The sequence below is a fragment of the Paraburkholderia sartisoli genome, from assembly GCF_900107685.1.
In the GTDB taxonomy this organism is placed as follows: domain Bacteria; phylum Pseudomonadota; class Gammaproteobacteria; order Burkholderiales; family Burkholderiaceae; genus Paraburkholderia; species Paraburkholderia sartisoli.
The window spans coordinates 256,228-272,985 of the sequence record NZ_FNRQ01000001.1 but is presented as its reverse complement, the minus strand read 5'-3'; the positions used below and the strand labels follow the sequence as shown (position 1 = coordinate 272,985).

At 64.5% G+C, this 16,758-nt stretch carries 14 protein-coding genes; 3 read left to right on the top strand and 11 right to left on the bottom strand.

What is annotated here, in order from left to right; genetic code table 11:
- Window positions 1–14 precede the first annotated feature (14 nt).
- Window positions 15–857 carry an EcsC family protein gene (locus BLV45_RS01290; RefSeq protein WP_090527845.1) on the top strand — a complete coding sequence of 281 codons (843 nt, stop codon included), beginning with the start codon at window positions 15–17 and terminating at the stop codon, window positions 855–857.
- On the opposite strand, the gene BLV45_RS01285 is transcribed toward BLV45_RS01290, so the two are convergent.
- The 3 genes from BLV45_RS01285 to BLV45_RS01275 form a co-directional block, all read right to left on the bottom strand.
- Window positions 827–1,780: an alpha/beta hydrolase gene (locus BLV45_RS01285; RefSeq protein ID WP_090527842.1), complete on the bottom strand. Its 954-nt coding sequence runs from the start codon at window positions 1,778–1,780 to the stop codon at window positions 827–829. The genes BLV45_RS01290 and BLV45_RS01285 overlap by 31 nt on opposite strands.
- Window positions 1,781–1,905: 125 nt before the next feature.
- Window positions 1,906–2,340, bottom strand: coding sequence for a CHRD domain-containing protein (locus BLV45_RS01280; protein ID WP_090527839.1), 435 nt, complete (start codon window positions 2,338–2,340; stop codon window positions 1,906–1,908).
- A 233-nt stretch (window positions 2,341–2,573) separates the two neighbouring features.
- Window positions 2,574–3,701 (bottom strand): porin, encoded by a 1,128-nt coding sequence (locus tag BLV45_RS01275; protein ID WP_090527836.1) that lies wholly within the window; start codon window positions 3,699–3,701, stop codon window positions 2,574–2,576.
- A 429-nt stretch (window positions 3,702–4,130) separates the two neighbouring features.
- Here BLV45_RS01275 and BLV45_RS01270 point away from each other — a divergent pair, with 429 nt between their 5' ends.
- Window positions 4,131–5,066 (top strand): LysR family transcriptional regulator, encoded by a 936-nt coding sequence (locus BLV45_RS01270; RefSeq protein WP_090527834.1) that lies wholly within the window; start codon window positions 4,131–4,133, stop codon window positions 5,064–5,066.
- Between the two features lie 182 nt (window positions 5,067–5,248).
- On the opposite strand, the gene BLV45_RS01265 is transcribed toward BLV45_RS01270, so the two are convergent.
- The 6 genes from BLV45_RS01265 to BLV45_RS01240 form a co-directional block, all read right to left on the bottom strand.
- Entirely contained in the window at window positions 5,249–9,010 is a 3,762-nt protein-coding gene (locus BLV45_RS01265) for an ATP-binding protein (RefSeq protein ID WP_090527831.1), read from the bottom strand.
- Between the two features lie 28 nt (window positions 9,011–9,038).
- The gene (locus BLV45_RS01260; RefSeq protein WP_090527827.1) at window positions 9,039–9,782 is read right to left on the bottom strand and encodes an aquaporin; all 744 of its coding nucleotides are present in this window, start codon (window positions 9,780–9,782) and stop codon (window positions 9,039–9,041) included.
- Between the two features lie 188 nt (window positions 9,783–9,970).
- The gene (locus BLV45_RS01255; RefSeq protein WP_090527824.1) at window positions 9,971–10,615 is read right to left on the bottom strand and encodes a response regulator transcription factor; all 645 of its coding nucleotides are present in this window, start codon (window positions 10,613–10,615) and stop codon (window positions 9,971–9,973) included.
- Entirely contained in the window at window positions 10,612–11,328 is a 717-nt protein-coding gene (locus BLV45_RS01250) for a response regulator transcription factor (protein ID WP_090527821.1), read from the bottom strand. The genes BLV45_RS01255 and BLV45_RS01250 overlap by 4 nt, the downstream gene beginning before the upstream one ends.
- Before the next feature lie 166 nt (window positions 11,329–11,494).
- On the bottom strand, window positions 11,495–12,148 hold the full coding sequence (locus BLV45_RS01245) for a response regulator transcription factor (RefSeq protein ID WP_090527817.1): 654 nt from the start codon (window positions 12,146–12,148) through the stop codon (window positions 11,495–11,497).
- A gap of 192 nt (window positions 12,149–12,340) precedes the next feature.
- Entirely contained in the window at window positions 12,341–13,645 is a 1,305-nt protein-coding gene (locus BLV45_RS01240) for an MFS transporter (RefSeq protein WP_090527813.1), read from the bottom strand.
- Window positions 13,646–13,740: 95 nt separating this feature from the next.
- On the opposite strand from BLV45_RS01240, the gene BLV45_RS01235 reads away from it, so the two are divergent.
- Entirely contained in the window at window positions 13,741–14,628 is an 888-nt protein-coding gene (locus tag BLV45_RS01235; protein WP_090527810.1) for a LysR family transcriptional regulator, read from the top strand.
- Between the two features lie 83 nt (window positions 14,629–14,711).
- Here the strand turns inward: BLV45_RS01235 and BLV45_RS01230 are convergent, their stop codons facing one another.
- Window positions 14,712–16,355, bottom strand: coding sequence for a methyl-accepting chemotaxis protein (locus BLV45_RS01230; protein ID WP_090527805.1), 1,644 nt, complete (start codon window positions 16,353–16,355; stop codon window positions 14,712–14,714).
- A gap of 245 nt (window positions 16,356–16,600) precedes the next feature.
- Window positions 16,601–16,753 carry a hypothetical protein gene (locus BLV45_RS27375; protein WP_176954047.1) on the bottom strand — a complete coding sequence of 51 codons (153 nt, stop codon included), beginning with the start codon at window positions 16,751–16,753 and terminating at the stop codon, window positions 16,601–16,603.
- Between the last annotated feature and the right edge of the window lie 5 nt (window positions 16,754–16,758).

Sequence of the window (16,758 nt, the reverse complement as noted above, 5' to 3'; positions counted from 1 at the left end):
ACACAGGGAGACTCATGGAATCCATTCCCCGCGTCGCACAGGATTTGTCCGCCGAGGATCTGAACGCGCTGCGCCGCGCGAAACACGAACTCGAAAGCCCGGCGCTTGCGATGAAGCTGGCGAGCATCGTCGGTGCGCCGCTGGAGAAGCTGATCGCGCGCCTGCCGGGCGTCGCCAACGAAAAGGTGGCGGACGCGACGCAGGTCGCGCTGCGCAAATGCCTGCAGATCGCCTTGAAAACGCTGGGCCGCCCTGTGGGCGCCGGTCCGTTCGCCGCGCCCGACAAGCCGAGCAATCTGCTGCACAAATTCGCCGTGGCGACGACCGGCGCGGCAGGTGGCGCGTTCGGCCTGTTCGCGCTGCCGGTCGAGTTGCCAGTCACGACCATGCTGATGTTCCGCTCGATCTGCGACATCGCGCGCAGCGAAGGTGAAGATCTGTCGGATATCGACACGCAGCTGCAATGCCTGACGGTGCTCGGCATGGGCGGCACGTCGAAAGCCGACGATGACGCCGACCTCGGCTATTTCATCGTGCGCGGCGCGCTGGCGCAGTCGGTATCGAAGGCGACCTCGGAAATCGCCACGAAAGGCATGACCTCGCATGGCTCGGCGGCGTTGCTGCGGCTCCTCAACACAATCGCTTCACGGTTTTCAGTGCAGGTCAGCGAACAGATCGCGGCGAAGTCGATTCCCGCGATCGGCGCGGTACTGGGCGCGATGGTCAACACGGTTTTCATCGACCATTTCCAGCAGGTCGCGCACGGCCATTTCACCGTGCGCCGGCTGGAGCGCCAGTACGGACAGGCGCTCGTCGAGGCAACATATCAGACGATCGACGTCTCGCTCGACGGCTGAGCCGCACGCACCGACGTCACCCGGTCGACGAACGCGGCCGCGTTGTCGAGCGCCGCGCTGGCTTCGGGGATGAACGGCGCGAAGATCTGCCAGACGTGTGGCATCTTCGGCCAGATTTCGCATTCGACGTCCACGCCAGCTTCGCGCGCCCGGGTGGCGACGCGCCGCGTGTCGTCGAGCAGCACTTCGGTGTCGCCTGCCTGCATGAAGAGCGGCGGCAACCCGTGCAGGTCCGCGTATAACGGCGACGCGTGAGGATGCGTCGCCGCGGTATCGCCCAGATAGACCTGTGCGGCACGCTTGATGGCCGGGCCGCTGAACATCGGGTCGTGGCCATCGTTGCTGCGGATCGTGTCACCCGTTGCGGCGAGATCGGTCCATGGCGAGAACAGCACGCCGCCGGCCGGCATCGGATCGCCGGCATCGCGCAGCGCGACAAGCGTCGCGAGCGCAAGACCACCGCCCGCGGAATCGCCGGCGATCACGATCGATCCGGCCGGTGTTCCATCCATCAGCAACTGGCGCCAGGCGGCGACGGCGTCGTCGAGCGCCGCGGGAAAGCGATGCTCGGGCGCGAGACGATAGTCGAGTGAAAACGTACGCGCATTGGCGCGCTTCGCCAGTTCGAAAACGAGCGAACGATGCGATTGCGGCGAACAGAAGTAATATCCGCCGCCGTGAAGGTACAGGATCGTGCGTCGCGGTGCGGCCCCCGTCACGGACGGTTCGAGCCATTCGCCCCGCAAAGGCGCGTCGCCCGGCCGATACTGCTCGCGCAACGTCCAGCCGCGCGGCACGCGCGGCGCCCACACCCGTTTTGCAGTGAGCGCGCGGACGTGCTCCACGTCGATCACCGGTTTCAGGGTTCGCGGACGGAACTGCCTGCGCAGAAACCAGCATGCGAGCGTGCTTTGCCAGCTCATCGGGTCGATCTCATCGAAAGGTGAGCGGTCATGATACGTGCGATCACGGGCGCAACGCCTGAGCGCCCGTTCGAACACCAAAAGCCGCCCGCAGCGCAGCCCCCGGCCGCGCTGCGCGTGAACGGCTAGTTCGCCGGCAACACCTGTCCGCGGATTTCACCGCTCGGATTCTGTGCCGTGTGGATATTGAAGTACCACTGGCCGCCCATCAGATCCGTCACCTGCTGCTCGGTCAGCGTCGCCGATCCCTTGATCGGACTGGCGAGCGCGCCCTTCTCGATCGGCACCTGGACCTTCGCGTTCTGCCCGACCGGCGCAGGACCGTGGAAATGCGCCATCGTCGCCGGGCCGGAAAGGTCGCCGTAAGTGATGGTCCATTGCAGGGTTTTCGTCGACGTATCGAATGTCGCGTTCAGGTCGCCGTGGCCATGGCTCACACGCGGCGGTACTTCGCTGGACGGTTGCAGATCGGCCTTCAGCGCGACGGTATCCGCGAACGCCACCCCCGACGCCAAGGCCCACAACACGACAGCCAGATTCAGCCTGCGAAACGTGTTCATCTCGTTCTCCTGGTCTTGTGCAGCGCCGGGCGTCAAGGAATCGATCGCACGGGACGCATCACATACTAGTGCAAATCGACCAGGGTCGTTTGTGGTCACCTGTTCGCCAGGCGCCAGACGAAAAAAAGCACCGCGATGAACGGTGCTTTTCTCACTACCCGTGCGACCTGCAAGCTTCCAGGATGCGATCTGGAAGCTTGCAGGAAGTGGCTTAGAAGCGGCTTAGAAGCAGCTTAGAAGCGGTGACGCAGACCCGTCGTGACCACGACCTGGTTACGCGAGCTCGACGGCGCGTTCGTACCGAAGACCTGCGTCGGGATCAATGCGCCGTTGCCACCCGCCGACATCACGCCTTCTGCATAGATGTCCGTGCGCTTCGACAACGCGTAGTCAGCCTGCAGGCCGAACTGGTTCCAGTGGCTGGACGTGTTCGCTGCGTTGAGTGTCGACTCCACGGCCTGCGTGTACGTGTAGGCCGCACCCACTGCCAGTGCCGGCGTCAGGTTGTAGCGCGCGTTGACTTCGTAGTTGTTGAAGCGGATCGAACCGTCGCCGTAGGCAAACTGGTAACGGCTTTGCGTGTACACCGCGCCGACCGTCGCAGCACCGAACTCGTAGCTGCCGCCGAGGCCCCACGTGCGCTGCGTCTCGCTAACCGCGGCGTTGCCCGCGAACGGACCGTCCTGCACGGCGCCGCTGCTGTTCAGGTTCGAACCTTGAATCTGGAGGTAGGCCGCGCCCAGTTTCAGGCCGCCTGCCTGGTAGCCGGCACCGACGCTGTACGCACGGTTGTCCGCGAAGCCGTCGGTCTGGTTCGAGAACGCGTACAGGCCGCTAAACGACAGGCCCGCGTAGTTTGCGCTCTGATACTTGACCGAGTTGTTCATCCGGATCGAGTTGTTCGCATTGTCGTTGTCGCCCGGGTGCGCGAAATACGTGCCGCCCCAGCTACCCGTCGCCGTCAGCGGCCCGAGGTAGTCGACCACGGAGTCATACTGGCGACCCATCGTCAGCGTGCCGTAATCGCTCGACAGGCCCACGAACGCCTGGCGGTTGAACAGCTTGTTGTTCACGTCGTTGTGGCCGTTCATGACGTCGAAGCCGCTTTCGAGGGTGAACACAGCCTTCATGCCGCCGCCGAGATCTTCTGCGCCGCGCATGCCCCAGCGGCTACCCTGAAGGTTGCCGCCCGTCATGCGATAAGCGGGGCCGTGCGCGTCCGGATCGGTCACGCTCGTGCGTTCGTTCTGGACGTACGTGAAGCCTGCGTCGATCACACCGTACAGCGTGACGCTGCTCTGCGCGCTGGCGGCGGTGGCGAAAGTTGCGGACACGGCCGCGAGAACCAGAGTTTTTTTCATGTAAAGCCCCTTGATACTGAGTCGACTGACTCGATTGATTGCGTGGCGCAACTTCAGGCCTGAGCGATATCGGTGCATGCGCCAGACCTGGACCGTTACCGGCTCTATCTGCATGCCAAAGTGTGGGGGCTGGGTTTTATCGGGGCCACTCGCAAGCGCACAAAACATTTTTCGATTTATTCAAAAACCGCGCGAACTTACGTGCATTGACCTTGATGACAAAGGTTTTTCTCTTGTCTCTATATTTATTTCGTCATGCTTATCTAGATAAAGCGTTGTCGATGCACCACATGTGTTTTTCCGACTAAATCGAGATACGCGAGTCCTTGCGAATGTTTCGGAGAATTCCCGTTTCGACTGCGATCGCACTCACCTAACATCCGGCTCTTTCACGCGCCATACGCGCGCTTTCCGGTATAAAAACTGTCGATGAATCTGCTTCAGGCCATGCGCGTCTTTCTCCAGGTCGCGGAGAACAATTCGTTTGGGCGCGCCGCCGCAAGTCTCGGTCTGTCGAACGCCGTGGTGACACGCTATGTCGCGTTGCTGGAAACGCATCTGGACACGCGGCTCGTCAACCGCACCACGCGCAGCCTTTCGCTGACCGAAGCCGGCCATGAATACGCGGACGGTTGTCGCCAGGTGCTCGACCAGATCGAGACGGTGGAATCGCAGGTCGCGCGCAATGCGAGCGAGCCCTCGGGAACGCTCAAGCTCGTCGCTGTCGCATCGTTCTCGCTCTTTGGTCTGACGCCTCTGTTGCAGCACTATCACGTGCAGCATCCGAAGGTGAAGCTGTCGGTCACGCTGTTGCACCGGCCGGTCGATCTGATCGAAGAAGGTTTCGATGTCGGCATCGTCGTGCCGGGGCAAATCAGCAGCGAAACCATGATCCGCCGTCCGCTTTTCAAGGTGAATCCGGTCGCCGTCGCGTCCGCGCGTTATCTGGAGGCGCATCCCGCGCCGGCGCAACCCGGACAGCTGGTCGCGCACACCTTTCTGGCGCCGTCAGCCGATATTCACAGTTCGACCTGGCGTTTCGCGCACGCGGACGGGCACGCCCAGACGGTCAGTCTTGACCCCGCTTACGCCGTCAACAATTCGGTCATGCTGCGGCAGGCCGCGCTGGCGGGCATGGGCATTACGATTCTTCCCGAGAACCACGTCGCAGCGGACCTCGCACAGGGTGTGCTGGTACGCGTGCTGCCCGGCTGGCGCATCCTCGATGCCGACAAGGAGCTGTCGCTCGTCTACCCGGGTCGCCGGCACGTTTCGGCCAAGACGCGTTCGTTCGTGGATTTCACGGTGAATTACTTTCGCACCGGCCTGCCGCCCGCGCACCGTTGCACAGATTCCAATAGTTAATTGCGCAATCTGGCCTCAATCTTTAGACACGGAACGCGTACTCTCCGATTTGCGAGAAGTGACTCCTTCATCGAAGGGTGTCTCCAAACCTTTAACGCGGCTACGGCCGCGTTTTTTTTCGTCTGCGCCGCGCGCGGGTCACGTTGCTTTTCTTGCCAGTGACACAGCTACGTCACACGTCGTCAGGCGAGCAGTGCCGCCTGCTCTTCGATTCCGTCCAGAATCGTCCCGCACTGTGCCACGAGTGCGTGTCCCTCCGCGCGAAGCTGTGTGGCGCTCCACTGCCGCATCCCTTGCCGGTAGCGCTCCAGCAACTCGAGCAACGGCGGATACTGCAGCACGCCCGCTGCGCCCATCACGCGGTGATGCCACTCCCGCAACGGTTCGATATCCCGTGAATCGACGGGCTGCGTCCCGTCGATGCCATCCAGCAGCACGGGCAACGCGCGCAGGTCGTCGCGCACCGCGGAGACAAACGCATCGAGCAGCGACTTTACCGTCGACTCGCTTCCCCACAACTGCGTCATGTACGCGAGGTCGACCGGTACGAATGCGTGCGTCGGCGCGAGCGCGGGCGTGGGCCGGTTCATCAGGGGGATGTCACCGGCGTCCGTCATCCGCGAGGTTTCGCCCGATGCATGCGTGGTATCCGCACCAAACCAGCGCGCGAGGTAATCCCGCAAGGTGGCGAGACGCGTGGGTTTGACAAGGCAGTCGTCCATCCCGGCTTCGCGGCAAGCCCGCAAATCCTCCGGCGCGGTGTTCGCGGTGATGCCGAGAATCGGCAGCCGCGTCGCATCGCCCTGCCCGCGTCTGCCTTCACGCGCACGCACTTCCCGCGCCAGTTCGTAGCCCGACAGATTGGGCATGTGACAGTCGGTTATCAGAAAGCCGTACCGCGTGCGCCCGAGTGCGGTGAGGGCTTCGGCGCCGTCATCGACCACGTCGCACGCGAAGCCGAGCAACGCGAGCTGATGGCGGATCAGTTCCTGGTTCACCGGATGATCTTCTGCTACGAGCACGAGCCGCCCGCTCGCCATCGCGCGCTCGCGATCGGGCTCGACAACGCCGGTTTCGATCGCGCCGGTCTGCCGCGAAGGCACGCTCGCGAGGCCGCTCAGCGCCGCGGCGCACGCCGCCCCCAGCCCGCGCCAGGAGATCGGATTGACACTGAGCCTGACGTTATCGTCGACGATGCGATAACCCGTCGGCTTCGGCTTTTCCGTCAGGCAGATCACGCGCACATGCGATGGAACATCGTTCGGGACGACGAGGCCTTCGGCAATGAAAAGCAGATCGACGGCAGCGAACGTCGCAGGCTCCGGATTGTCGAGCGCAGCCGGCAAGATGCGCTTCAGCGCAAGCCCTAGCGCCTTGCCGAAATGCACCATCGCCTCGGCCACCTGCGTGTCGGCGGTGACGACCACGCCGCGTTTGCCTCGCAGCCGGCCCGCGGTATGGCTTTTCCGTTCGACCGGCATCGCGAGCCGCAGCGTCATGCGCGTGCCGGTTCCAGGCGTGCTTCGCAGTTCGAGCGTGCCGCCCATCAGATCGACCAGCTTGCGGCAGATCGTCAGCCCGAGCCCTGTGCCGCCGAACCGCCGCGTCGTCGACGATTCGGCCTGCACGAACGGCTCGAAAAGTCGTGCCTGCACGTCCGGCGCGATGCCGATGCCGGTGTCTTCGACGACGATATCGACGCTCTGCACGCTGTCCGTCTGCTCATGCAACGCGACCCGCACGGCCACTTCGCCGGCTGGCGTGAACTTGATCGCGTTGCCCAGCAGATTGAAGAGGATCTGCCGCAGCCGCACGCTGTCGCCGCGCAGGCTCGCGGCCACGTCGGGTTCGACGTCCACGCGCACTTTCAGTCCTTTTTCATGCGCGCGCCCCGCGAGCAGCCCGACCGCGTTGTCGACCAGTTCGCGCAGTTCGATCGGCTCCGATTCGATCGTGAGGCGGCCCGCTTCGATCTTCGAATAGTCGAGCAGATCGTCGAGAATCTGCAGCAGCGCGCCCGCCGACTCGTGGATCATGCCGAGCATCTCGCCCTGATCGGCCTTGAGCGGCGTACGTTCCAGCACTTCGACGAGACCCAGCACGCCGTTCATCGGCGTGCGGATTTCGTGGCTCATCATCGCGAGAAAATCGTCCTTCGCGCGCGACGCGGCTTCGGCGACGTCGCGGGCGCGCGCCAGTTCGTCGGCGCGGGCGTGGTCGACGCTCGCGTCGACGCCGTAGCCGCTCCACACGATGCTATGCGCCGCCTCGCGACGCGGCACCAGTTCCGCGCGCACCCAGCGAAAACCGGGCCCGCCGCCGTCGAAGCGGAATTCGACGTGAACCGGCTGCAGCGAGCGCGCCGAGCGCTCGAGCACCACCATCAACGCGCGGCGATCTTCCGCGCAGACGCGCCCGAAATCGAGGCTGCCCGGTTCGGTCAACGCGCGGCCATCGTTGCCCAGCAGACCCTGCGTGTCGCCGCCGACGTAGAGAAAGGAGTACGCGCCGGACGGGTCGCGGCGCAACTGGAACACGACGGCCGGAAGCGAGCGCGTGACGTCGAAGAGACGTCGCTCGGTTTCGTGCGCGTGGACTTCCGCCTGACGGATATCGGTGATATCGACGAGCGTCCCAAGCACGCACGAGGGCGTGCCGTCGAAGCCCGTACACAGGCATGTCCAGAACAACCCGTGTCGAACGTCGCCCGCGCGGCCGGTGAATTCCAGCTCGACCTGCTGCCACGCGCCGCTTTCCAGCGTGCGCCGCGTCATGCGGTCGAGACTCTCGCTGTTCGCGGCGCCCCACGCCTTGACGTCGAGGCTCGTCCTGCCAGTCACCACTGAACGGGCGAGCCCTGTGGACGCCTCATACGCACGATTGACGGCGATGTACCGCCCGTCGAGATCCTTCGCGACGAGCGGGTAAGGCACCATCTCCATCATCGTCTGCTGGAAGTTGAGCTGTGTCGCGAGTTCGCGCTCGGTGCGCTTGCGCAGGCGCATTTCACGTTGCAGCAGTGCATAGGCGCGCAACGTCACGATCAGGATTGCGCCGATCGCAATCAGGAACGGCAGCAGACGCATCGCGCTGATGGACCCGATTCCGCGCGGTGGTGCAGGCGGAGCGATCCACCGGCTGCGGATACGACGCCGCTCATCCTGCGACATCGCCGACAGCGCGCGATCGAGATCGTCGCGCAGCGCGGGATGCTGGCGCGGCACGGCGAAGCGCAATTCGCCAGTGCGCCCTATGTCGTCGAACGCGACATCGAGGGAAGCGAATGCCCCACTGGAGAGCAGCGCGCGGACCGCGGGCGCGAAGCCGAGATACGCATCGGCTTCACCGCGCTCGACAGCAGCGAGCGCGGCCAGCGTATTGGCATAGGTAAGAACGTGTGCACGTGGATAGCGCTCGCCAAGGAAGTCTTCGAGGGCGAAACCCTTTTCGGTGGCGAGACGGGCGCCCTGCAACTGGCCGCGCGTGAAAGACGCGGCGCGCTCCTCGCGCGTCACCACGGATAACGGCGCACGAAAGTACGGCGCGGTGAACAACAGGCAACGCTCGCGCTCAGGTGTGCGCGCGGCGCTCATCAGAACGTCGATCTGCCCTTTGCACGCGGCGTCGAGCAGTTGTGGCATGTCGGCGTACGTGCGGGTTTCAAACGTCACGCCTGGGCCCACGAGCGCGCGCAGATAGTCGACGCTCAGGCCGTTCAGGTTCGCGCCATTGACGCTCTCGAACGGGGCCCAGCCGCCCGCGAGCATGCCGATGGTCAGCCCGGTCGTGGATACATCGGCCAGCGCGGCCGACGCGGACTCCAGCGGTACAACCGCGAGCGCGACCTGAGCGACTGACGCAACCGCGAACACCACGCAAACCAGCACGCAACGCATCGCGCGCTGCACGACGTTCCGCCGCGAAAACGCGAACTGAATCTTCATTTGGGTTCTGGATATCGACGCGGTGGAGTCACGGGTGTTCGGGCGTCTTGCGCGCCAACCCGGCTGCATGCGTTTTCCGGCTGACGCCCGGGCGCGAATGCAAAAGACCGGCGAGCACGCCGCCGGCGATCGGCGCGGCCCAGAAAAGCCAAAGCTGATCGAGCGCCCAGCCACCGACGAAGAGCGCCGGTCCGCTCGAACGCGCCGGATTGATCGAACCGTTCGTGACCGGCACGGCGATGACGTAGATTGCACATAGACAGGCGCCGTTCACGAAGGGCGCGACCTGGCGCAACGCACGTCGGGATAGCTGAAGATTCAGCCAGACGAACGCGAGCGACATCGTCAGTTCGAGTACGAGCGCCGACTGCAACTGGAAGTCAGCGGGCGAGTGTTCCGCATAGCCGTTCGCACCGAAGTCGCTGATCGCAAGATCGAACCCGGGCCGGCCACTGGCGACGATGTCGAGCAAGGCGGCACCCGCCGTCGCGCCGAGAATCTGCGCGGCGATATAAGGCAGCAGATGGCTCACGCGGAAACGTTGCGCGACGGCGAAACCGATCGTCACGGCGGGATTGAAGTGCGCACCGGACAGCCCGCGCGCGGCATAACTGGCGATGGCGAGCGCAAGCCCGAACGCGACCGGCACCGCCAGGCCCGCGCCGCCGCCTGGCGAAAGCGCACTGTTCAGAATCAGACTGCCGCAGCCGACAAACACGATCCAGGCCGTGCCCGCTGCTTCTGCAAGCAGACGACTGCTCAGGCGGGACATGCGATCTCCGTCGGCTCGCCGCCGCTCGCCACGACAATGCAATCCATCTTGAGAATAAAACGTTCAATATGCATAACGAAATATGTAAAAGCCTGCTTCACTTGGGACGCGCGAGTATGAGGCGCGCCTTCCGCGCTACTTATAGGACAATTCCTAAATCGACCACCTCAGCGGAACCGTCAACGCAATCAGATCAAACCGATTTGTCGAGCGTAATCCGCAAGCTCGGCTTCAGAAGTGAGGCCGAGCTTGCGCATTGCGCTGCGCTTCTGGGTGCTGATCGTCTTGCTGCTGCGATCGAGTGTTCGCGCGATGCCATCGATCGTCATGCCGCTTGCATACATCTGGAAAATTTCCCACTCACGCGGGCTCAACACGCCCAGTCGCGGTCGCAAGGACGGATCGGCGGCTTCCAGGGCGCGCCGCGCGTGATCGGACAGCCACACCGTACCGGCAACCACGGCTTCGATGGCACCCAGCAGCGAACCGGGCGCATCGCGCTTGTCGACGATTGCGCTCACGCCGATGTGCAGCAGCCCGAGCAGCGTGTGCGTGTGATGGATCATCGTCAGCACGACAACCCGCGGATGCGGCGACTCCCTCAGCACACGGCGCAGCAGCGACACCGAATTGCTCTCGCCACCGACGCCGGGCATGCCGATGTCGGAGATGATCACGTCGCAGTGGTACTCATCCAGCAGTTCGGCCAGCGCCTGGGTATCGGCGGCCTCGCCGACGACCCGCACATGCGGCGCGGCCGACAGCAATGCACGCAGACCGTACCGCACGCTGCTGTGATCGTCGGCAAGGATGACGCGAACGGTTTCCTTCAACGCGCGGCCTGTATGGCGGCTTCGGTCACGACACCATGGTCGACTGCGAAGCGAAACAGTTCGACGTCGGTGTGCAGTGCGAGCTTTTTCATTGCCGTGCATTTTTGCGCGCTGATCGTCTTGACGCTCCGCCCGAGCCGCGTTGCGATTTCAGTCACTCCAAGACCGGTCGCGTAATGCGTGAACACTTCCATCTCGCGGCGCGACAGAAGCTGGCGCACCTGGTCGAGCTGACGTATTCGCGTGGCATCGGAAAGCTGCGCGCGAACGGTGGGGCCAAGGTAGCACTCGCGGGCAAGCACGGTCACGATGGCCACGTTGATCAGATCGATGCGGTCGCGCTTGCTCACCACCGCGTTTGCACCAAGATTGACGGCCTGTTGCAGGGCCTCCGCGTCGGATTCCATGGTTAGCAGGACCAGCGCGACATGCGGATGACGGGCCCGAAAGCGCGCAATGGTTTCAAGACCATCGCCCTGCTCGCCACATGGCATATGCAGGTCCATCACCACGAGGTCGCAGGGCGTCTTTTCCGCCAGTTCGAGCACCTCGGCCGAGTTCGACGCGCGCCCCACGATCCTGATGTTCGGAAAGCCCGACAACAGGTGTTCCACAGCGAGCAAAACGAGCGGATGGTCGTCGGCGATGAGGGTGCGAATCGCGGCGGCAGGTTCGCCGGTGTCGCTATTGTCGCTAAGGCGGGGGGTGATCATGAGGTTCGTCTCCGGCGCGGGTCTGCACGTGGATGCCCGCGTGCTGCGGGCAGCCTGTCTGCCAGATCGAGAATCGAATATTTACCATCCGATCGACATAAGAAAGGTCTTAAATCCCCTATCTTCCCCGACGACGATATCTATTTACTTAGTCATCCGATTCTTTTCATGCCATGCCGTGGGCGCGCACGAATGCGAACAGACCTGGATCGTTGCTCACGCCCAGCTTGAGCATCGCGTCGCGCTTCTGACGGCTGACGGTGCGCACGTTGCGATCGAGCCGGCGCGCGATTTCGCTGATCGACAGCCCGCTGACGAAGAGGCCGACCACTTCGGTTTCGCGCGGTGACAGGCGCGGGACGACCGTCATCTCGCTCGCTTCCGAGCCGGCTTCCGCCAGCGTGGCGAGAATCGACTTGCTGACGTAAGAGCGTCCGTAGCCGACCGTGCGCACCGCCGTCGCCAGTTCTTCCATCGAACCGGTTTTGTTGAGCACGCCAGAGACGCCGTCGGTCATGATCGAGCGCAGGATGCCGGCGTTCGTGAGACTCGTCAGCACGATGATGCGGATTTGCGGCCAGTTCCGGCGGATGCGGCGCATGAGACGCAAGCCGTCCTCGGCGGGCGCACCGCCCGCTTCCGGCATGGTCAGGTCGGTCACGAGCACGTCGCACGGCTGGCTCTCGAGCAGCCGCATCAGCGACTGAGGACCGGTCGCCTCACCGACGACCTCGATGTTCTCGTGCAACGCAAGCGACGCACGAACGCCGATCACGACAAAGGGATGATCGTCGGCGACGACGACCCGTATTTTCGGCATGCTTTCTCTCCATGTTGGTATAGGTGTGAAGGTGTGAGGTCGATACCCGGCGCGCGCCAGGGAAAATCGGGGCGCGCCACACCCAATCACATCACCGCAAAAAGAGAACAAAAATCAGAGTGCTCCGAATCGTATGACAAATCGTAATTTGTCCAGAAATCGCCGCCTGCCCGACCGGTGCTGGTTCTTGCCTCATGCCTGCGCCGGCCTGGCGCAACGCGAAACGGCGGCCCGCGGAAAGACGGGCAGCGCAACCAGTGCGCAGAGACTTCCCATTGCCCAGACGAGCGGCCACGATCCGATCGACAGCACGAGCGGAATGGCGAGCGGCGTGAGGAACATCGTCATGAACACACAGGTGTTGCCGATCGCGAGCGCGGTGCCGGCGCGGTTCGTGCCGGCGAGCGTCGCCAGTTCGGTGTAGGCGACGCCGTGCCATGCCGAGGCCGACACGCCACCCAGCACGATCATCGCGGCGAACACGATCGCCATCGCCGCATGGGACGCACCCACGCCCGCTGTCACCACGGCAAGCGGCGCGAACAGCAGCGCGGTAACCAGACTGCACGCACGCATGTATGCGCGGCGATTGCCGTGACGATCGGTCCAGTGACCGCTCCAGACGCGCATGATGGCCGCCCCCGTCTGCACCGCCGCCATCGTGACGCTGATCGTGAGCAGACCCGCGCGGCCGAAGTCGTGCAGAAAAACGGTGGCGAACGTCAAGACGGTCAGTTGCGGCACGCACAGCACGCCCATGCCGAGCGCCGTGCGCCAGATCCGGACGTCACGCAGCGGCGAGGCTTGCGGCGCCGGGCGCGCCTCATCACGTGCGACACGTGTGGCGTGGGCGGCACGCGCGCCGCCTTCCGCGGCGGGCGGCTCATGCAGCCAGTGCCATGCGAATCCGGCGGTCACCGTACACAGCACCGCCAGCACGCCATACACGCACGCGAAGCCGTGCCACGCGGCCAGCGCCGGCAGAACCAGCGCGCCAATTCCTCCGCCTGCCGGCACGGCCGTCTGCCGGATGCTCATCGCGAGGCCGCGTTCGCCTTCGCGAAACCACGCCATGACGGCGCGACCGCTCGAACCGTTGACACTGCCGCCCAGCAGCCCGACCAGCAGCAGCCCCGCCGCTAGCATCGGGATGCCCGGTACGTACGCGCCCTTCGGCGACACGAACGCGGCCATCGCCGCGAGCGCCGCCGCCGTGAGCCCGAGGCCGAGCAGCAGCACGCGCCGGTCGCCCCAGCGGTCCGTGAGCACACCCCATGGCAGCTCGCTCACTGCAATGCCGAGGCCGAGCATGCCAAAGAGGAGCCCCAGCGCGTGATTGTCGACGTGATAGCCCGAGCGGATAAACACCGCCGTGGTGGGGATTCCGGAAAACGCCGCCGAAAAACTCGCGTTGGCCGCAAAACCGACGCCCAGCACTTTCCAGCGATGGCCACGCCCCCGCGCGCCGGATACATCCGGGGAAAGATAACCGCTCATATGCGCTCCCGATGGTTCGATGACGCCATCGTACGGATGGACTATCCATCGGAAAAGCGGGAAAATCAGATCACTTTCATCGGATATTCCGAATCATGAACCAGCGTGCATTCGATCTTGCGCAGCTTCGAACTTTTGTCGCCGTGGCCGAAGCCGGTACCGTTTCCGGGGCGGCGGAGCGGGTGTTCCTGTCGCAGTCGTCGGTCAGCGAACAGGTGAAAAAGCTCGAGGAGCGCGCGGGGCAGCCGCTCTTCGTGCGCAGCAAACAGGGCGTCACCGCGACGCCCGCCGGCACGAAGCTGCTCGACCACGCGCGCCGCATTCTCGCGATGAGCGAAGCGGCGTTCGAGGACATGCAAGGGCGCGCGCTCGACGGCGAACTGCGGATCGCGATCACCGACTACTACCGCCCGCACGAAATCTCGGGCGTGCTGAAGAGCTTCTCGGAACAGCATCCGCGTCTGCGCCTGCACGTGACGGTGCTGCCGAGCGCGGTCATCGACAGTGCCGGTGACGGCGCTAACTTTGACATCGGCCTGTCGCTGCGCCTCGTGACGCCCGAAAGCAAACGCGCCGCCGCCGGCAACAGCCGCCAGAAAGGCTCGGTCATCCGCCGCGAAAAACTGGTGTGGGTGACGTCGGCCGATGCGGAGCCGCGTATCGCCACGCCCTATCCGCTGGTGCTGCTGCCATCCAGCTGCCAGTTACAGCGCTTCATCGTGAAACTGCTGGATGAACGCGACGTGCCGTATGTGATCTCGCACTCGGCGTCCGGCGTGGCAGGCCTGCTGCTCGCGTTGAAGGCGGGGCTCGGCATCTCGTGCCTGAACGAGTCGTCGATTGGCGCGGGGCTTGTCGCGTGTTCCGCTTCGGTGCGGCTTCCCGCGTTGCCGACGGTGGAGTTTCATCTGCTGCCGGGCCGTACCGGCGAGGACGATCTCGTCACCAACGCCCGCTCAGCGTTACAGCGCCTTTTCAGCTGAGTCGAAAAAAAGCGACGCGCCGCGAAGACGCGGGCGTCGCTTTCACTTCGAAACCAGAGGTTTCGGTCAGACCGGACCTGAGGTCAGATTGCCACTGGCTCCTGCAACACGGCCGCTGGCGCGCTGGCCGGGCGCTGCTCGGTGCGTGCCTTCAGGGAAGCCTGTGTGCCCGTGCCCGTATGGAACACCGCGACCGCGGCCGTCAGACGCCGCGCCTGGTCTTCGAGCGAACTCGCCGCGGCGGCAGCCTGTTCGACGAGCGCCGCGTTTTGCTGCGTCACCTCGTCCATCTGCGCGACGGCGAGATTCACCTGATCGATACCCGTGCTCTGCTCCAGCGCAGCCGCCGCGATCTCGCTCATGATGGCGCTCACGCGCGTGATGGCGTCGACGATTTCCGTCATCGTCGAGCCCGAGCGCTCGACCAGATCCGCGCCCGCTTCGACACGCGCCGTCGATTCGCCGATCAAGCCCTTGATCTCCTTCGCGGCGCCGGCGCTGCGCTGCGCGAGCGAGCGCACTTCGCTCGCGACCACGGCGAAGCCGCGGCCCTGTTCGCCGGCACGCGCCGCCTCGACGGCCGCGTTGAGCGCGAGAATGTTGGTCTGGAACGCGATGCCTTCGATCACGCCGATGATGTCGCCGATCTTGCGCGAATCGCTGACGATGTGATTCATCGTGCCCACCACCTGCTGCGTGAGTTCGCCGCCCTGAGCGGCGAGACTCGAGGCGCCGTGCGCGAGCGAACTGGCCTGCTTCGCGTTCTCGGCCGTCTGCTTGACCGTCGACGTAAGCTGCTCGATGCTCGCCGCGGTTTCCTCGAGCGAAGCCGCCTGTTCTTCCGTGCGCTGCGACAGATCGGCGTTGCCCGAAGCGATCTCGCTCACGCCGGTGTCGATCGATTCCGTCCCGCCGCGCACCGTGTTCACGGTCTCGATCAGCGATTCCTGCATCTTGCGCAATGCGGCGGCGAGCTGACCCATTTCGTTGTCGCCGGTAATCGCGACGCGACCGCTCAGGTCACCGCTCGCGATGCGCTGGAACTGCGCGATCGTCGCGTTCACCGGATGCACGATCGCGCGCACCATCGCCACGCGGCCCAGCCACGCGAGCAGAAGCGACACCACCATGCCGACCGCGACCGCCACGCTCACGGCGTTGAAGCGAACCTGTGCGTCGCCGTAGCGCTGCTCGCCGTGATCCAGCTGCAGCTTCTCCAGCGCGAGCATCGACTTCTCGAAGCTGCTGTAGAGCGACGGCAGCTTGTGCGCCTGGACCTGCTGGAAAGCGGTTCTGTCGCCGGCTTTCAGCGCGGCCAGCGCAGGTTCGACACCTTCGTGCAGGAACGTGTCGCGCTTGTCCTGCATGTCCTTGATGAGGCGCTGCTCTTCGGCGCCGGTGCCCGCGTTACCCAGATAATGGGCGAGACGCTCGTTCGATGATTTCTGATACTGATCAAAGCGCTTGAGCACGGCGTCGGCGCCGGCCTGGTCGTTCAGGTCGACGAGCGACGCATAGGTCGCGAGCGCGAGGCGCAGGCGCAGCAACTGGCCGGCGCTGCCTTCCAGATCCGCGACCGCCGGGGTATCGACCGTGTACATCTGTTGCAGCGATTCGTTGCTGGCGCGCAGCGACAACAGACCGGCCGCCGCACCGACGAGCAGGACGACTCCGAAAAAGGCAATCATCAGGCTCAGGTACGCGCGAATCGACAAATTCTTCAACATACAGTGTTCTCCGTGATGCAGCCCCGGTGGGTCCGGTGCCTCTTGTACGGCTGGACTCCCGCGTGTTCGCTGTATCCCGGCCGCTGTGCTCCATCCGTTTAAGCGGACGCAACATATCTGGTTGACGGCCTGGCTGCCGAAAACTTGATGGCGCGAGTGCGCCGCACGCGTGTCGACGTTGACGCGGCGCAATATTCCGGAAGTAGCGGCTGAGAGTGTGGTGCAGGGCAACGGCTCGCCGCCGCTCATTCCGCCATCGTGTGGGACGACGCTTCGGGTTCCTTCTGGATCCGGTACCAGAACGTCCACACCGTCAGCCCGCCGTAGATGGCCTGGCGAAGCAGCACCGACGCGTGCGCGACGCTGCTTCGCCAGGCCACGAATCGACGATGGCGCACCGACC